The sequence below is a fragment of the Natronobacterium haloterrestre genome, assembly GCF_900112205.1.
Classification (GTDB): domain Archaea; phylum Halobacteriota; class Halobacteria; order Halobacteriales; family Natrialbaceae; genus Natronobacterium; species Natronobacterium haloterrestre.
This window is the reverse complement of record NZ_FOKW01000010.1, coordinates 1-16130: the sequence shown is the minus strand read 5'-3', so window position 1 is coordinate 16130 and position 16130 is coordinate 1. Positions and strand designations below refer to the sequence as shown.

At 67.6% G+C, this 16130-nt stretch carries 16 protein-coding genes; 12 read left to right on the top strand and 4 right to left on the bottom strand.

The genetic code is table 11. The features are described 5' to 3' along the window. The first annotated feature begins 181 nt into the window (after positions 1–181). Positions 182–2302: a formate dehydrogenase subunit alpha gene (gene fdhF, locus BM113_RS17390; protein ID WP_089789303.1), complete on the top strand. Its 2121-nt coding sequence runs from the start codon at positions 182–184 to the stop codon at positions 2300–2302. A gap of 41 nt (positions 2303–2343) precedes the next feature. Here fdhF and BM113_RS17385 read toward each other — a convergent pair whose 3' ends face one another. Next, complete coding sequence (locus BM113_RS17385) at positions 2344–2772, bottom strand: JAB/MPN domain protein-containing protein (RefSeq protein WP_089789302.1); 429 nt, start codon at positions 2770–2772, stop codon at positions 2344–2346. A 67-nt stretch (positions 2773–2839) separates the two neighbouring features. Further along, a complete protein-coding gene (locus BM113_RS17380) occupies positions 2840–3529 on the bottom strand; it encodes a hypothetical protein (protein ID WP_089789301.1) in 690 nt (229 codons plus the stop codon). A gap of 131 nt (positions 3530–3660) precedes the next feature. Between BM113_RS17380 and BM113_RS17375 the strand changes: the two genes are divergently transcribed. Further along, positions 3661–4359, top strand: a complete 699-nt coding sequence (locus tag BM113_RS17375; RefSeq protein ID WP_089789300.1) for a VOC family protein — start codon at positions 3661–3663, stop codon at positions 4357–4359. 94 nt (positions 4360–4453) lie between these two features. Next, positions 4454–4951: a YciE/YciF ferroxidase family protein gene (locus BM113_RS17370; RefSeq protein ID WP_089789299.1), complete on the top strand. Its 498-nt coding sequence runs from the start codon at positions 4454–4456 to the stop codon at positions 4949–4951. Positions 4952–4970: 19 nt separating this feature from the next. On the opposite strand, the gene BM113_RS17365 is transcribed toward BM113_RS17370, so the two are convergent. Both BM113_RS17365 and BM113_RS17360 read right to left on the bottom strand, forming a co-directional pair. Next, positions 4971–5261, bottom strand: coding sequence for a DUF5779 family protein (locus BM113_RS17365; RefSeq protein ID WP_089789298.1), 291 nt, complete (start codon positions 5259–5261; stop codon positions 4971–4973). 69 nt (positions 5262–5330) lie between these two features. Further along, complete coding sequence (locus BM113_RS17360) at positions 5331–5786, bottom strand: ferritin-like domain-containing protein (RefSeq protein ID WP_089789297.1); 456 nt, start codon at positions 5784–5786, stop codon at positions 5331–5333. 141 nt (positions 5787–5927) lie between these two features. Between BM113_RS17360 and BM113_RS17355 the strand changes: the two genes are divergently transcribed. The 9 genes from BM113_RS17355 (at position 5928) to BM113_RS17315 (ending at position 16058) form a co-directional block, all read left to right on the top strand. Continuing rightward, positions 5928–6521 (top strand): winged helix-turn-helix transcriptional regulator, encoded by a 594-nt coding sequence (locus BM113_RS17355; RefSeq protein ID WP_089789296.1) that lies wholly within the window; start codon positions 5928–5930, stop codon positions 6519–6521. A gap of 324 nt (positions 6522–6845) precedes the next feature. After that, entirely contained in the window at positions 6846–8108 is a 1263-nt protein-coding gene (locus BM113_RS17350; protein WP_177209211.1) for a LeuA family protein, read from the top strand. Positions 8109–8530: 422 nt separating this feature from the next. Continuing rightward, positions 8531–10330 (top strand): biosynthetic-type acetolactate synthase large subunit, encoded by a 1800-nt coding sequence (ilvB, locus tag BM113_RS17345; protein WP_089789295.1) that lies wholly within the window; start codon positions 8531–8533, stop codon positions 10328–10330. After that, positions 10327–10992: an acetolactate synthase small subunit gene (gene ilvN, locus BM113_RS17340; protein ID WP_089789294.1), complete on the top strand. Its 666-nt coding sequence runs from the start codon at positions 10327–10329 to the stop codon at positions 10990–10992. The genes ilvB and ilvN overlap by 4 nt, the downstream gene beginning before the upstream one ends. A gap of 1 nt (position 10993) precedes the next feature. After that, positions 10994–12064, top strand: a complete 1071-nt coding sequence (gene ilvC, locus BM113_RS17335; RefSeq protein WP_089789293.1) for a ketol-acid reductoisomerase — start codon at positions 10994–10996, stop codon at positions 12062–12064. 45 nt (positions 12065–12109) lie between these two features. Next, positions 12110–12460 carry a DUF7989 family protein gene (locus BM113_RS17330; protein WP_089789292.1) on the top strand — a complete coding sequence of 117 codons (351 nt, stop codon included), beginning with the start codon at positions 12110–12112 and terminating at the stop codon, positions 12458–12460. Continuing rightward, positions 12457–13881, top strand: a complete 1425-nt coding sequence (leuC, locus tag BM113_RS17325) for a 3-isopropylmalate dehydratase large subunit (protein WP_089789291.1) — start codon at positions 12457–12459, stop codon at positions 13879–13881. Before BM113_RS17330 ends, leuC begins: the two co-directional genes overlap by 4 nt. Further along, on the top strand, positions 13881–14534 hold the full coding sequence (leuD, locus tag BM113_RS17320) for a 3-isopropylmalate dehydratase small subunit (RefSeq protein WP_089789290.1): 654 nt from the start codon (positions 13881–13883) through the stop codon (positions 14532–14534). The genes leuC and leuD overlap by 1 nt, the downstream gene beginning before the upstream one ends. 138 nt (positions 14535–14672) lie before the next feature. Beyond that, the gene (locus BM113_RS17315) at positions 14673–16058 is read left to right on the top strand and encodes a S8 family serine peptidase (protein WP_245758095.1); all 1386 of its coding nucleotides are present in this window, start codon (positions 14673–14675) and stop codon (positions 16056–16058) included. Positions 16059–16130 lie beyond the last annotated feature (72 nt).

The following is a 16130-nucleotide window of genomic DNA, read 5'->3' as shown; positions in this document are numbered from 1 at the left end:
TGGTCGACTATCGTGGTATACGTTTCCCCGTGCCATATGGGGTATCGGCGATGGGGACGGGGGAACGGCCGCCGGCGACCGGACGGGATCGAAGTCGTGTGTCAGCAAGACTCATTCCGGTGGAGGGTGATAGACAACGTGTCGATCGCCCGCGACGCGCGGCGACCGAGGAGACCACACTATGTCAAGCGATCAATCAGACCCGGTCAAGACGATCTGTCCGTACTGCGGCGTCGGCTGTGGCATCCAGCTCTCGGGGGGCGAGGAGCCGGCGGACGTGCAGTTCATGCCGTGGGGCGACGCGCCCGTCAACGAGGGTCGCGTCTGCATCAAGGGCGGCGCGGCGACGGAGGTCGTCGACCACGAAGATCGGCTCACCGACCCGCAGATCAAGGAGGACGGCGAGTTCCGCGAGGCCACCTGGGAGGAGGCCTACGCGTACGTCGTCGACGAACTCGAGCGGATCCGCGAGGAGTACGGCCCCGACGCCGTGGGCTTTTTCGGCTCCTCGAAGACGATGAACGAGGAGAACTACCTCCTCCAGAAGCTCGCACGCCGGTACGGGACGAACAACGTCGACAACTGTACGCGGATGTGTCACGCCTCGACCGTCTGGGCGCTGCGGACGAGCCTCGGCGCGGGGGCGATGACCAACAGCATGCGGGACCTCCGCGAGGAGTGTGACCTGTTCTGGATCCAGGGGGCGAATCCCGGCGAACAACATCCGATCGCGAACAGCCAGTACTTCCGGCAGGCGGTGCTCGACGGCGCGACCGTCATCCAGGTCGATCCCCACGCGAACAAGACGACGCGCTCGTTCGGGATCGGCGAGACGGAGCGCCATCAGCATCTCCAGTTGAACCCCGGCACCGACATCCCGCTGCTGAACATCGTCCTCAAGACGATCCTCGAGCACCACGAGGACCAGCCCGAGGAGGGCTGGATCGACGAGGAGTTCGTCGCCGAGCGTACCGAGGGGTTCGACCATCTGAAAGAGACGCTCGCGGACTTCGACGAGGAGGCCGCCGCCGAGGAGTGTGGCGTCCCGCTCGAGGAGATCGAACTGGCCGCCGAGAAGTACGCGACGGCGGATAACGCGGCCATCTTCACGGGGATGGGGATGAGCCAGCACGCGTGCGGCGTCGACAACGTACAAAACGAGATCAACCTGGCGCTGATCACGGGCAACGTTGGCCGGCCCGGAACCGGCGTCAACCCACTGCGCGGGCAGAATAACGTCCAGGGGACCTGTGACGTCGGCGCGATGCCGAACGTCCTTCCGGGTTACCAGCTCGTCGACGACGACGCGGCCCGCGAGGCAGTCGAGGACGAGTGGGGGTTCGAGATCCCCGCCGAGCCGGGCCTCACGAACGTCGAGATCTCCCACGAGTTCGGCGAGTCGGTCAAGGGGCTGTACGTCATGGGCGAGAACCCCGTGATGAGCGAGCCCGACGCCAACCGGGTCGCCGAACGCATCCAGGACCTCGAGTTCGTCGTCGTCCAGGACATCTTCCCGACCGAGACCGCCCAGTACGCCGACGTGCTCCTGCCGGCGACGACGTGGGCCGAACGCGGCGGGACCGTCACGAACACCGACCGGCGTGTCCAGCGGATGCGCGGCGTCGGGAAAGTCCACGAGAACACGAAACACGACCTCGAGATCCTCTCGGCGGTCGGGTCTCGGCTCTTCGACGCCGACGAGTTCGAGTTCGACGGCCCCGAGGAGGTCTTCGAGGAACTCCGCCGGGTGTGTCCCATCTACCACGGGATGAGCTACGATCGGCTGGGCGAGGAGGGGCTGCACTGGCCCTGTTACCAGCCCGGCGACGAGGGCGACCCCTACCTCTACGAGGAGGAGTTCGACACCGAGAGCGGACGCGGGCGGATCGAAGGGGTCAGCCACCAGCCACCGGCCGAAACGCCGGACGACGAGTACCCGCTGATCCTCACGACCGCACGCCTCGAGGAACACTACAACACCGGGACGATGAGCACCCGCTCGCCGACGCTGAACCGCCAGACGCCACGGAACTTCGTCGACGTCCACCCCGCGGACGCGGAGCGGTACGGGATCGAGGACGGCAACGAGGTCGTCCTCGAGTCCCGGCGGGGCGAGATCACGGTCGAGGCGCGGGTCACCGAGGACATCAAGGAGGGCGTCGTCTGGACGACGCCACACTTCGCGGCCGCTTCGGCCAATCGGCTCACGAACGACGTGCTCGACGAGCGAGCGAAGATTCCTGAGTACAAGGCTGCGGCCGCGGAAATCGCGGTGACGCTCGAGCCGTCAGCCGACGACTGACCCCCCTCTCGAACCCCTGTCAGGAACGCATCGCCGACGGCTCAGGCCGGAAACGACTGCTCCGGTGGCTGCGCGTCGATGATCTCGAGGGGCTGTCGGTCCCCCGCACGATCGAACGCCGCGAACGAGTCGTCGGCGTCGGTCCAGGGCGGGACGGCCACGAAGATCACTTCCGCGAGGTCGTCGCGTCGGGTCACCTCGAGTTCCCGCAACGGGTGCGAGACGAACTGGCCCTGCGCTTGCCGGGCGGGCGTCGAGAGGTCGACGCCGAAGACGGCGTTGACGGCGTTGCCCGGATCGGGGAGGAAGAAGTCCGTGAACACGGGCGTCTCCGGGGCGACGGCGTCGGCTTCCGGCCCCTCGAGTTCGCGGGCGGGAGTGACCGAGGTGCCGGTCGTCACGCGGTCGGGATCGGCGTCGCTGGCCAGATCGAGAAGGACGTCGACGAGTGCCCGCGTGATGTAGACCACGCCCCTTCCTATGTCGGGCGAGTAGTTAGATGTATTCCCCGCGAGTGCACCCGCTCTCCGCTATCCTCTAGAACGGGAGCAACGACCGCGCCGTCTTCGCGTACAGCAGCGGTGCGCGGCGACGCGAGCCCTCGAGCGCGTCGGCGAGGGTGCCGGTCGCTCCGGAGAGCACGCCCGGGCCGTGGGCGACGAGGACCCGCTCCGGGCGGAGTCCGCCGAGCGTGTCGCGGGGCGGCACCGCCCGCCGCATCGGGTGGACGCCGAGCCGTTCGCCCCGGACCCGGAAGTAGTCGGCAGCCCCGACGGACTCGGGGACGACGAGCGTGCCGGTCTCGCGGTCGTAGAGTGCGGCCTCTTGCCAGAACCGGCTGTCGACCACCGTGAGCGCCTCGATACCGGTGTCCGCGAGTTCGTCGTCGAACCGGGCGATCGGCGTCTCTCGCGGGAGTTCCTCGGCGACGCCCTCGAAGAACGCTGGGAGGTAGACCGGGACGCCGTGGCGGTCGGCGATCGCCGCGGCGTCGCGCTTGTGGCGATCCAGCAGGACGACGACGCCGGCGACCTCGCCGAACTCCGCGAGCAGGTCGTCGAGACCGTCGGCGTCGACGGGGTCGATCAACCAGACCTCGCCGTCGACCTCGAGGGCGTGACTGGCGCGTTGCATGCGTTCCTCGGGGTGAGCGATCCAGCCGACGCCGTGGTCGAACCGGTCGATCTCGCGGAAGTCCGTGGCGCGTTCGTCGATGCGGAAACTCATTGTCGTGCGTTTCTCTAGGGTCGTCGACACCATAAACGGGGGAGAAGCGGCGAACGGGACGGTTCGACCGCTCGCGGTCGGTTGGAGGCGTCGGCGACGGTTCTTTCACCCGTCCTCGAGTAGGTGGACACATGCTCACCCGGCTGGCCTGGCTCGCGCTCGAGGTCAAGTACCTCGAGCCCGCACGGGCGTTCTACGCGGAGACCCTCGAGATGTCGGTTCGCGCGGACCGCGACGAGCCGTCGGAACTCGCCCTCGCCGCCGGCGACACCGACCTCGTGCTTCGCCGGCCGAACGGCGTCCCCCGCGGGGGCCTCCACACCCACTTCGCGCTCTCGATCCCCGCCGACGAGTACGACGACTGGTGGGACCGCCTCGAGGAACGGGGCTACGACCTCGAGGAGGCCCAGTTCGGGCCCGCGAAGTCGCTGTACCTGTACGACCCGGACGGCAACTGCGTCGAACTCGGCCAGCGCGACGTCGCGGGGCCGGGGATCGACGGCCTCTTCGAGGTCGTCCTCGAGGTCGAGGACCTCGAGCGCGCGGAGGCGTTTTACACCCAACTGGGGTTCGAGACCGTCGACGCGGGGGACGACCGCACGCGGGTCCGGATGGACGGCCCGATGGCCCTGGAGCTGTGGGAACCCCACCTCGGGCTCGCCGATGCCCGCGGGGGCGTCCACGTCGATCTGGGGTTCGAGACGAGCGAACCGACCGCAGCGCTCGAGGCCGTCGCCGACCGGGTGGGGCGAGTCGACGAGGTCGGCGACGAACGGGTCGTTCTCCGGGATCCGGACGGGCACGTGTTGACGTTCGCGACGGATCCGTAGCGGCGGCTACCGGTCTCCCCGCGAGGGCTCGCGTCCGCTCACCTGCAGGCCGACGACTTATCGATCATAACGGCGCACGCTCAGACGGTCACCCATGACGATCGATACCACCGAAGACCTCTTTGTGTCCGGACTGAAACACGCCTACCACACCGAACAGCGCCTCCTCGAGGCCCTCGAGGAACTCGAGGAGACCTCCTCGAACGAGGAACTCAAATCGGGCTTCGCGGAACACCGCGAGAAGACCGAGATCCACGTCGACCGGATCGAGGGGGTGTTCGAGCGGCTCGACGCGGAGGCCGAACCGGAGGAGGACCCGGTCGTCGAGGGGATGATCGAGGCTCACGAGGAGTTCATGAGCAAGGACCCGAGCGACGAGGCGATCGACCGGTTCAACATCGCCGCGGGCCAGAAAGCCGAACACTACGAGGTCGCCACCTACGGGAATCTGATCCCGATGGCCGATCAACTGGGCATGGACGACGCGGCCGACACCTTGGAGGAGACGCTCCGGGAAGAACAGGACGAACTCGACACCCTCTCGGAGATGGGCGAGGCGTTCGACTACGGCGAGTTGTCGGTATCGCAGTGAGATCGCGTCGCGTCCTACACTACAGCCGGTCGGTGTTCACGTCCACACCCGGCGGTGTCACGATCAGGAACCCGCGGAAGTGCACCAGGTTCCCGCCGGCCTCCTTCACGTCCCGGGCGAATCCGGACGCGAGTTCGTTGACCTCGCCCTCGACATTGAGGACCAGGACGTTGCCGTTCGAGACGCCTTCGATCCACTGCTCCGCCGGCGTCGACCCGTCCAGGACGCCGAGCACGATGCTTCCCTCGAGATCGAGCTCCTCGTCGATGTGTTCCTCGACCGCCCGCAGATCGAGGTCGAAGTCGCTCATGTGGCTCCCGTCGGAGCGCGACGAGAAAAACGTTCCTCTCGAGGAACTCCCTGGGTTGGCAGTCAGTCCTTAGTCCATCGGGAACTCCTTGCGGAACCCGCGGAACTCCGTCCGATGGGCCTCCTCGTCCGCCAGCAGCGTCACCGCCACGTCCTCCGTCACGGGGTCGTTGGCGTCGTCGGCAGCCGCCGCCAGCGACCGGTAGGTCTCGATGGCGTCCTCCTCGGCCTCGAGCACGCCGTCGATGACCGACCGGACGTCGGTCGTGTCCGCGGGCGGCTGAAGGTTCGACTGCTGGGCGTCGAACGACTCCGACCCCGGTGGCGACTCGTCGAGTTGCTTCAGTCGCTCGCCGATCATCCGGGCGTGGTCGAGTTCCTCCTGGATGTCCTCCTCGAGGCTCGCCTTGACCTCCTCGGCGTGGATGCCGTCGAGGACGATGGCGTTCGAGAGGTAGTTCATCACGGTCTCGAGTTCGTCGAGGTACGCTTCGGTCAGCAGGTCGGTGATTTCGTCGGTCGTCATCGCGGGGGCACGTACCACGACCGGGGGTAAAGTACCCATACGCGCGACGGCCGCCCGCTTCCCTCGCGCCGACTCTCGAGACGGGCGCGTCGAACCGGCGGCGACGGCACACTCTTTTCGCTCCCGTTCGAACGTCGGGGCATGCGCGACCTCGACGAGACCGACATCGAAATCCTCGAACTCCTCAGCGAAGACGCCCGCCGGCCGTACAAGGAGATCGCCGACCACGTCGGGCTGACCCCGCCGGCGGTTTCCGACCGCATCTCCCGGCTCGAGGAACAGGGGATCATCGAGGGGTTCACGATCGACGTCGACCGCGAGAAGCTCCGCGGCGAGACGGCCGCCCTGATCGAACTCGAGCCCGCGCCGGCGGCCGTCGCCGACGTCTACGGCGGGGCGGCCGACCTCGAGGGCGTCGAGGGGATCTACGAGGGGATGGACGGCCGCGTGCTCGTCCACGCGACCCTGCCCGCCGAGGGGGTCCGCTCGTGGCTCGAGACCGAACTCGACCTCTCGGAGCTCGCCGGCTACGACGTGACGCTGCTCTCGCGGTCGGACCGGCTGGTCGGCGTCTCTGCCGCCGGGTTCGCCCTCGAGTGCGTCGTCTGTGGCAAGGAAGTCACCGGCGACGGGGTGACGGCGACGGTCGGCGGCGAGGTCAAGACGTTCTGCTGTCCCTCCTGTGAGGATCGGTACGTCAGCCGCTACGAAACCCATCAGGACGCCCTCGAGTGACGGATCGGTGGACGATCGGAAACGATATCCGTACCTGGTGGACGAATAGCCAGATTTCCTGACCCAGTGTCGTCAGCGGTGACCGTCCGTCAACCGGCGGGCGCGCGCCAGCGGGAGCGCCCCCGGAACGCCCCCGATTACGGGGTAATAGTTACCGGTGTTGGCGAACCTCGGCCGACGGCGACCATATGATACCATTCCGTATTAAGAATATTAGGCCGTTGGTTGCTTGCGATTTTTCGACACTCGTGAACCATGTCCTGTGGTAACACATCAGGTGGTTTCGATCTCGGCACCAGATTTATATAGGTCCTCCCGCCTGGGATTCGACTACAATGTCTTCACAAGACGAGCCGTCCTCTGACACCAGTCAGGGGGGTCGAGTTCTTCCAGGGCACGTTAGATTCCACTGACGAAATAGAGTCAGCACGTGTCTTCGACACCACCCTGCGGGATGGTGAACAGTCGCCCGGCACTTCCTTCTCGTACGAGGACAAGCGAGGGATTGCCTCGATCCTGGACGAGATGGGGACCCACGTCATCGAAGCGGGATTCCCCGTCAACTCCGACGCCGAGTTCGAGGCCGTCCGTGACATCGCGTCGTCGACGTCGACGACGACCTGCGGGTTAGCCCGCGTCGTCGACAAGGACGTCGAAGCGGCGCTCGATTCGGGCGTCGAGATGGTGCACACGTTCGTGTCCACCAGCGACGTCCAGATCGAGGATTCGATGCACGCCACGCGAGCGGAGGTCCGGGAACGCGCAGTCGAATCGGTCGAACGCGTCAAAGAGGCGGGGGCTACCTGCATGTTCTCGCCGATGGACGCGACGCGAACTGACGAGGATTTCCTGATCGACGTCGTCGAAGCGGTCTCCGAGGTCGGCGTCGACTGGATCAACGTCCCCGACACCTGTGGCGTCGCCACGCCGGGTCGGTTCCGCGAGCTGATCGCGAAGGTCGGCGAGCACACCGACGCCCGGATCGACGTCCACACCCACGACGACTTCGGCCTGGCCACCGCGAACGCGCTGGCGGGGATCGAAGCGGGGGCCGACCAGGCCCAGGTGTCGGTCAACTCCATCGGCGAGCGGGCCGGCAACGCCGCCTACGAGGAGTTCGTGATGTCCGTCGAGTCCCTCTACCAGACCGACACGGGGATCGACACGACCCGCATCACGGAGCTCTCGGAGGTCGTCGCCGAGAAGAGCGGCATGGACACGCCCGGCAACAAGCCGATCGTCGGCGACAACGCCTTCTCTCACGAGAGCGGCATCCACGCCGCCGGCGTCATCGAGAACTCCGACACCTTCGAGCCCGGCGTGATGACCCCCGAGATGGTCGGCGCGGAACGCCGGCTGGTCATGGGCAAACACACCGGCACCCACTCGGTACGCGAGCGTCTCGAGGACCGCGGGTTCGCCCCCTCCGACGAGGAGGTACGGGCGGTCACCCGTCGCGTCAAGGACTACGGCGCGGAGAAGCGCCGGGTCACCGTCGGCGACCTGGAGCGGTTCGCCGAGGAGGCCGACGTCCCGCGGCGTACCGACGACGAGAGCGAACGCGAGCAGGAGGAGGTGCGCGCCTGAGCGATGACGGCGTCCACCCCGGTTTCCACGGATCGCGAGCGACGGCTGTCGCGGACGCGGACGCGAGCAGGGACGCGGACACACCCGACCGGCCGCCGCGAGCGTTGCCCCGCTCGCAACAGTTATGACCCTCGAGGTGCCTATCGGATCAGTAATGACGGGACGCGCATCCCTGTCGGCTCGCACCCGGGGCGACAGCAGCGCGTTCGCCGCGATCCGTATTCGTATTGTAGGGGCGTACTAGCCCCTCTATTACTCCGCACCCACGATTCCGGTTTCGCCGTCGCATCGATTTTCGAGCGACCAGTTTCCACGCAGATGAACCAGCCACACACAGCACGGACCGCGCGGCGCGCGTCATCGTCGTCGCCGTCGTCCGCGGAGTACGATACGGATCGCCAGCCCACGGCGGGTGAGTTCCGATGAGCGAACGCGCTGCAACGGTTTCGCCACCGGAGGAACACACTGAGGAAGACGCACAGAACGAGCAAGAACCCGACGCGCGGTCGGGATCGGAGGAACCGACGCCGGAGCCGGTTACGTCCGGCGCACAGGCAGTCGTCCGCGCCCTCGAGAACGCGGGCGTCGAGTACGCCTTCGGCGTCCAGGGCGGGGCGATCATGCCCGTCTACGACGCCCTGTACGATTCCGACATCAGGCACGTGACGATGGCCCACGAGCAGGGCGCGGCCCACGCGGCCGACGCCTACGGCATCGTCTCGGGCGAGCCGGGCGTCTGCCTGGCCACGTCGGGCCCGGGCGCGACGAACCTGGTCACGGGCATCGCGGACGCCGACATGGACTCGGATCCGCTGATCGCGCTGACCGGCCAGGTGCCGACGGAGTTCGTCGGCAACGACGCCTTCCAGGAGACCGACACCACCGGCGTCACGACGCCGATCACGAAGGAGAACACCTTCGCGGCCGACCCCGACCGGGTCGGCGACGACGTCGGCGAGGCCTTCGCCCTCGCGAACGAGGGACGGCCCGGCCCGACGCTGGTCGACCTGCCGAAGGACGTCACGAACGCCGACACCGAGACCGAGCCCGGCGAACCCGAAACGCCGGACACCTACGAGTTCCAGGAGCGGGCCGACCCGGAGATCGTCGCGGAGGCGGCCGAGCGCCTCGAGAACGCCGACCGACCCGCGATGCTGCTGGGCGGGGGCGTCATCAAGGGCGAGGCCAGCGAGACCTGCCGGGAGTTCGCGATCGAGCACGAGATCCCGGTCATCACGACGATGCCCGGCCTGGGGTCGTTCCCCGAAGATCACGAGCTATCGATGGAGATGGCGGGTATGCACGGCACCGGCTACGCCAACATGGCGATCACCCACTGTGACACGCTGCTCGCCGTCGGCACCCGGTTCGACGACCGCCTGACCGGCGGCATCGAGACCTTCGCGCCCGACGCGGAGGTCATCCACGTCGACATCGACCCCGCCGAAATCTCGAAGAACATCCACGCGGACTACCCGCTGATCGGGGACGCCGACACCGTCGTCTCCCAGCTGGCCGAGGCCGTCGAGTCCTCGCCCGAGGCGACGAAGTGGCGCGCCCAGTGCCAGCAGTGGAAGTCCGACTACTCGATGGCCTACGACGCGCCCGAGGACGAGCCGGTCCGGCCGGAGTTCGTCGTCGAGGCGTTAGACGAGGCCACGGGCGACAGCGCGATCGTCACCACCGGCGTCGGCCAACACCAGATGTGGGCCTGCCAGTACTGGACGTTCACCGAGCCCCGGACGTGGGTCTCGAGCCACGGCCTGGGGACGATGGGCTACGGTCTGCCGGCGGCGATCGGCGCGCGCCTGGCGGCCGACGACGACCAGGAGGTCGTCTGCGTCGACGGCGACGGCTCCTTCCTGATGACGATGCAGGGGCTGTCCGTCGCGGTCCGCGAGGACCTCGATATCACGGTCGCCGTGCTCAACAACGAGTACATCGGCATGGTCCGGCAGTGGCAGGACGCCTTCTTCGAGGGCCGTCACGCCGCCTCGGACTACAACTGGATGCCGGAGTTCGACAAGCTCGCCGAGGCCTTCGGCGCACGCGGGTTCCGGATCGACGACTACGACGAGGTCGCAGACACCATCGCCGAGGCCGTCGCCTACGACGGCCCCTCGGTGATCGACGTCCACATCGACCCCGAGGCGAACGTCTATCCGATGGTGCCAAGCGGCGGCGACAACGGCCAGTTCGCCCTGACGGAGGATCAACTATGAGCGGCGGACTGGACGGCCCGGCCCCCGAGGAGCGACCGACGCCGGCCGGCCGGCGCAACGAGCAGGGCATCCGCATCGACCCCGAAGTCGAGGTGACCCACGAACCCCGCCGAACCGTCATCTCCGCGCTGGTCAAACACGAGCCTGGCGTCCTGGCGGAGGTCTCGGGCCTGTTCTCGAGACGGCAGTTCAACATCGAGAGCCTGACCGTCGGCCCGACGACCGACGAGGACCGCGCGCGGATCACCCTCGTCGTCGAGGAACCCGACCCGGGGATCGACCAGATCAAGAAACAGCTGCGGAAGCTGGTGCCCGTCGCCTCGGTGCGGGAACTCGAGCCCGACGCCATGCAGCGGGAGCTGGCGCTGGTGAAAGTCGACGCCGAGGACCCGGCGCAGGTGGCGGCCGTCGCCGACATGTACGACGCCACGGCCGTCGACTCGAGCCCGGAGACGGCGACCTACGAGGTCACGGGCTCGCGCCAGAAGATCGAGGCCGCGATCGAGACGTTCGGCCAGTTCGGCATCCGGGAGGTCGATCGCACCGGGACGACCGCGCTGGCCCGCGGCACGGACGAAACGACCGGGCCGACGCCCGCGGAGGCGAGCGTCTCGGCCGCCGAAGAAGCGAAGCAGACGAAATACACTGCGGACGACGATTAACATGACTGACGAGTTCACTACCGAGATCTACTACGACGACGACGCGGACGTATCGACGCTCGAAGACGACACCGTTGCCGTGCTGGGCTACGGCAGCCAGGGCCACGCCCACGCCCTCAACTTAGACGACAGCGGCGTGGACGTGGTCGTCGGCCTGCGCGAGGACTCCTCGTCGCGGTCGGCGGCCGAGGCCGACGGCCTCGAGGTGACGACCCCGGCGGAGGCCGTCGCGCAAGCGACCTACGTCTCCGTGCTCGTGCCCGACACGGTCCAGCCGGCCGTCTACGAGAACGCCATCGCGCCGAACCTCGAGGCGGGCGACACGCTGCAGTTCGCACACGGGCTGAACATCCACTACAACCAGATCACCCCGCCCGAGGACGTCGACGTGACGATGATCGCGCCCAAGAGCCCGGGTCACCTCGTCCGCCGGAACTACGAGAACGACGAGGGGACGCCCGGCCTGCTGGCGGTCTACCAGGACACGACTGGCGACGCCCACGAACGGGCCCTCGCCTACGGGAAGGCGATCGGCTGTACCCGCGCGGGCGTCGTCGAGACGACGTTCCGCGAGGAGACCGAGACCGACCTGTTCGGCGAGCAGGCCGTCCTCTGTGGCGGCATCGCCTCGCTGATCAAGACGGGGTACGAGACGCTGGTCGACGCCGGCTACAGCCCCGAGATGGCCTACTTCGAGTGTATGAACGAGATGAAACTCATCGTCGATCTCATGTACGAAGGCGGGCTCGGCGCGATGTGGGACTCCGTCTCCGACACGGCCGAGTACGGCGGGCTGACCCGCGGCGACGACGTCGTCGACGAGGCCGTCCGCGAGAACATGGAGGAAGTCCTCGAGGAGGTCCAGAACGGCGAGTTCACCCGCGAGTGGGTGCTCGAGAACCAGGCGGGCCGCCCGAGCTACAACCAGCTCCGCGAAGCCGAGAAGAGCCACGAGATCGAGGAAGTCGGCGAGCGCCTGCGCGAACTGTTCGCGTGGGAGGAAGCCGAGGCCGAAGCGGAGACCGAGGACTCGGAGGACGAAGAGGAGCAGAAGGTCCGGGCAGACGACTGAGCACGGTATCGACGCGCAACCACGACACCACACCAGACACCGACAATGAGCGAACACGACTCCGACCGATCGAACGCGACGCGGAACCGAGACCGGAACACGAACGACACCATGGCGGGCGTCAGCCACACCAACCCCTACACCGGCGAGACCACCGGCCACCTGTTCAGTCGCGGGCCGATCGTCGCGACGGACGGCGGCGAACCCGCCGCCACTGACCCGAACGGGAACGGCAAGCGGACTGACGCCGAACCGACGTCGAAGACGATGAAAGACGTCGAACACACACCGCCACACGACGCCGACGACGCCAACGACGTCTTCGAGCGCGGCGGCGAACACGAGCACGAGCACGAGCACGAGTACGAGTATCCCGACGTAGAGGCCGAGGAATGAGCGAGGGGACCCTGTACGACAAGGTCTGGGACCGGCACAAGGTCACGACGCTGCCGACCGGACAGGACCAGCTGTTCGTCGGCCTCCACCTCATCCACGAGGTGACCAGCCCTCAGGCCTTCGGCATGCTGCGGGAGCGCGACCTCGAGGTCGCCTATCCGGAACTGACCCACGCGACGGTCGACCACATCGTCCCGACGGCCGACCAGTCCCGACCCTACGAGGAGGACGCGGCCGAGGAGATGATGGCCGAACTCGAGGCGAACGTCCGCGAGGCGGGCATCGAGTTCTCGGACCCGAACTCGGGCGATCAGGGGATCGTCCACGTCATCGGCCCGGAGCAGGGGCTCACCCAGCCGGGCAAGACGATCGTCTGTGGCGACTCCCACACCTCGACCCACGGCGCGTTCGGCGCGCTCGCGTTCGGGATCGGCACCAGCCAGATCCGGGACGTGCTCGCGACGGGCACCGTCGCCATGGAGAAACAGAAGGTCCGGAAGATCCAGGTCGACGGCGAACTCGGCGAGGGCGTCGAGGCGAAAGACGTCATCCTCGAGATCATCCGTCGCCTGGGCACCGAGGGCGGCGTCGGCTACGTCTACGAGTACGCCGGCTCCGCGATCGAGTCGCTGGGCATGGAAGGGCGGATGTCGATCTGCAACATGTCCATCGAGGGTGGGGCCCGCGCGGGCTACGTCAACCCCGACGAGACCACCTACGAGTGGCTCGAGGAGACCGACTACTTCCAGGAGAACCCGGAGAAGTTCGACGAACTCAAACCCTACTGGGAGTCGATCGCGAGCGACGGCGACGCCGAGTACGACGACGTCGTCCACATCGACGCGGACGACCTCGAGCCGGTCGTCACCTGGGGAACCACGCCCGGCCAGGGCATCGGCATCACCGAGGAGATTCCGTCCCCGGAGGACCTGCCCGCGGACAAACAGGACACCGCCCGACGCGCCCAGGAACACATGCGCGTCGAACCCGGCGAGACGATGGCGGGCTATCCCGTCGACGTCGCCTTCTTAGGGTCGTGTACGAACGCCCGGCTGCCGGACCTGCGCCGCGCGGCGCGGGTCGTCGAGGGACGGGAGGTCGCCGACGACGTCCGCGCGATGGTCGTCCCCGGCAGCCAGCGCGTCCAGCGGGCCGCCGAGGAGGAAGGGCTCAAGGACGTCTTCGAAGCGGCCGGCTTCGAGTGGCGCAACGCCGGCTGCTCGATGTGTCTCGGCATGAACGAGGACCAGCTCGAGGGCGACGAGGCCTGTGCCTCCTCCTCGAACCGGAACTTCGTCGGCCGCCAGGGGTCGAAAGACGGCCGCACCGTCCTGATGAACCCGCGGATGGTCGCCGCGGCGGCGCTCGAGGGCGAAGTGACGGACGTTCGCGAACTGCCGGAGACGGAGGTGACTGCATAATGAGCCACGAAACCGACGGCGGCGACGAGGTCGAGATTCCCGCAGTCGACTACGTCTCGGGGTCGGGCGTCCCGATCCGTGGCAACGACATCGACACGGACCAGATCATCCCCGCGCGGTTCATGAAGGTCGTCACCTTCGACGGCCTCGGCGAGTTCGCCTTCTTCGACCAGCGGTTCGACGAGAACGACGACCCCAAGGACCACCCGATGAACGAGGACCGGTTCCAGGACTCCTCGGTGATGGTGGTCAACAGCAACTTCGGCTGTGGCTCCTCGCGCGAGCACGCGCCCCAGGCGCTGATGCGCTGGGGGATCGACGCCCTGATCGGCGAGAGCTTCGCCGAGATCTTCGCGGGCAACTGCCTCGCGCTCGGCATCCCGACGGTCACGGCGGACGCCGAGACGATCGAGGAACTCCAGGCGTGGGTCGACGAGAACCCGGACGGCGAGATCGAGATCGACGTCGAAGCCGAGACGGTCACCTTCGGTGAGCGAACCGTCGATGTCACCGTCGACGACGCTCAGCGCAAGGCGCTCGTCGAGGGCGTCTGGGACACGACCGCGCTGATGAAATCCAACGCGAACGCGGTTCGCGAGACGGCCGCTGAACTGCCGTACGTCGAGGACGCGGCGATCCCGGAAGCCGAGTAGGCCCGGATCCGACGCCAGCGTCGTCGCCTCGAGTTTTCGAGCGGTTCCGACGGTTGCGAGCGGCAGTCAATTTCCTGAAACGTCACCGACCGGGATCGACAGTCACGCTTAACCAGCCCGACTGTCTCGAGTCGGATAATGTCACGCGTGCCGACCGGTCCGCGCGCGGCCGGACGACGGCCGACGACGATCGTCCTCCTACTCGTCTTCCTCCTTGCGGCCGCCGTCGGCCCCGGAGCGGCGGTCGACGCCGGGTCGGGGTCCCCGGTCGCGTCCGCCGAGGATCCAGTTGCGCCGATCGATCCCGCCCTGGAGGATGCCGACGGAACGGTGCGAGTCGTCGTCGCATTCGAACCGTTCGATCCCGTCGGTACCGACGGCGACGTCGTCGCGGCACGGAAGGCCCACGCGACGGCGACGCAGGCCTCGCTCGAGAGGTACGCAGCCGCGACCGACGGGGTCGACCTCGAGCATGGGTTCTGGATCGCGAACGTCGCGGTCGCGACCGTCGACACGGACCGGACCTCCCTCGAGGACGTGGCGGCGCTCGAGAACGTGACCGCCGTCCGGACCGATGACGCGGTCGCCACGGCCGTGCGTCCGAACGCCGACTCGAGCGACGGCGGCGCGGAGACCGTAACGACCGACGGGGACGCGTACGCGGACGGCCTCGACGACATGCGGGTCCCGCGGCTCTGGGACGAGTTCGACACTCGCGGCGAGGGCGCGACGGTCGCCGTCCTCGACTCGGGGGTCGACGCCGACCACCCGGACCTCGAGATCGACGGCTGGAAGGACTTCGCCGAGGACCCATCCGCGGAACCCGTCGATTACGACGGTCACGGGACTCACGTCACGGGTATCGTCGGCGCGGGGAACGGGAGCGGCACCAACCTGGGTGTCGCCCCCGACGTCGAACTGCTCCACGGCGCTGTCATCACCGACTGCGAGGAACGCTGTGTCGGCAAAGAGTCGACGGTTCTCGCCGGGATCGAGTGGGCCATCGAGGAGGACGCCGACGTCGTGACCATGAGCTTCGGCTGGTCGGAGTACCGTCCGAGCGTGATCCGGGCCGTCGAGAACGCCAACGACGCGGGAACGGTCGTCGTCGCGGGTGCCGGAAACGGCGGCGACGGGACGTCGATTTCGCCGGCGAACGTCTACGACTCGATCGCCGTCGGGGCGAGCGCGACCCCCGACCGTGTCGCCGGCTTTTCGGCGGGCGAGGAGATCGACACCGACGACGCCTGGGGGTATCACGCGCCACCGCGGTGGCCCGACTCCTACGTCGTCCCGGACGTCGTCGCGCCCGGCGTCGGGATCGAGAGCACGGCCCCCGGCGGCGAGTACGATTCCCGCAGCGGAACCAGCAAGGCTGCACCCCACGTCGCGGGCACGGTCGCACTGATCCAGTCCGCGACCGACGACCACCTCGCGCCCGCGGAACTCGAGGCCGTGCTCGAGGGGACCGCCCGGAAACCGGACGACGAACCGGACGAAACTGCTTTGTTGAATAGCTTCTGAATGGTAGTTAGAGAGGCTCACAGAGCTTTTCTATGTTGATGATGGCGAACATGAGGACAATTTCACGGAACT

Excerpts from the sequence above, each read along its gene's own strand:
- fdhF (WP_089789303.1), top strand. The coding sequence starts at position 182 with ATGTCAAGCGATCAATCAGACCCGGTCAAGACGATCTGTCCGTACTGC.
- BM113_RS17380 (WP_089789301.1), bottom strand. The coding sequence starts at position 3,529 with ATGAGTTTCCGCATCGACGAACGCGCCACGGACTTCCGCGAGATCGAC.
- BM113_RS17375 (WP_089789300.1), top strand. The coding sequence starts at position 3,661 with ATGCTCACCCGGCTGGCCTGGCTCGCGCTCGAGGTCAAGTACCTCGAG.
- BM113_RS17370 (WP_089789299.1), top strand. The coding sequence starts at position 4,454 with ATGACGATCGATACCACCGAAGACCTCTTTGTGTCCGGACTGAAACAC.
- BM113_RS17365 (WP_089789298.1), bottom strand. The coding sequence starts at position 5,261 with ATGAGCGACTTCGACCTCGATCTGCGGGCGGTCGAGGAACACATCGAC.
- BM113_RS17360 (WP_089789297.1), bottom strand. The coding sequence starts at position 5,786 with ATGACGACCGACGAAATCACCGACCTGCTGACCGAAGCGTACCTCGAC.
- BM113_RS17355 (WP_089789296.1), top strand. The coding sequence starts at position 5,928 with ATGCGCGACCTCGACGAGACCGACATCGAAATCCTCGAACTCCTCAGC.
- ilvB (WP_089789295.1), top strand. The coding sequence starts at position 8,531 with ATGAGCGAACGCGCTGCAACGGTTTCGCCACCGGAGGAACACACTGAG.
- ilvN (WP_089789294.1), top strand. The coding sequence starts at position 10,327 with ATGAGCGGCGGACTGGACGGCCCGGCCCCCGAGGAGCGACCGACGCCG.
- ilvC (WP_089789293.1), top strand. The coding sequence starts at position 10,994 with ATGACTGACGAGTTCACTACCGAGATCTACTACGACGACGACGCGGAC.
- BM113_RS17330 (WP_089789292.1), top strand. The coding sequence starts at position 12,110 with ATGAGCGAACACGACTCCGACCGATCGAACGCGACGCGGAACCGAGAC.
- leuC (WP_089789291.1), top strand. The coding sequence starts at position 12,457 with ATGAGCGAGGGGACCCTGTACGACAAGGTCTGGGACCGGCACAAGGTC.
- leuD (WP_089789290.1), top strand. The coding sequence starts at position 13,881 with ATGAGCCACGAAACCGACGGCGGCGACGAGGTCGAGATTCCCGCAGTC.
- BM113_RS17315 (WP_245758095.1), top strand. The coding sequence starts at position 14,673 with ATGTCACGCGTGCCGACCGGTCCGCGCGCGGCCGGACGACGGCCGACG.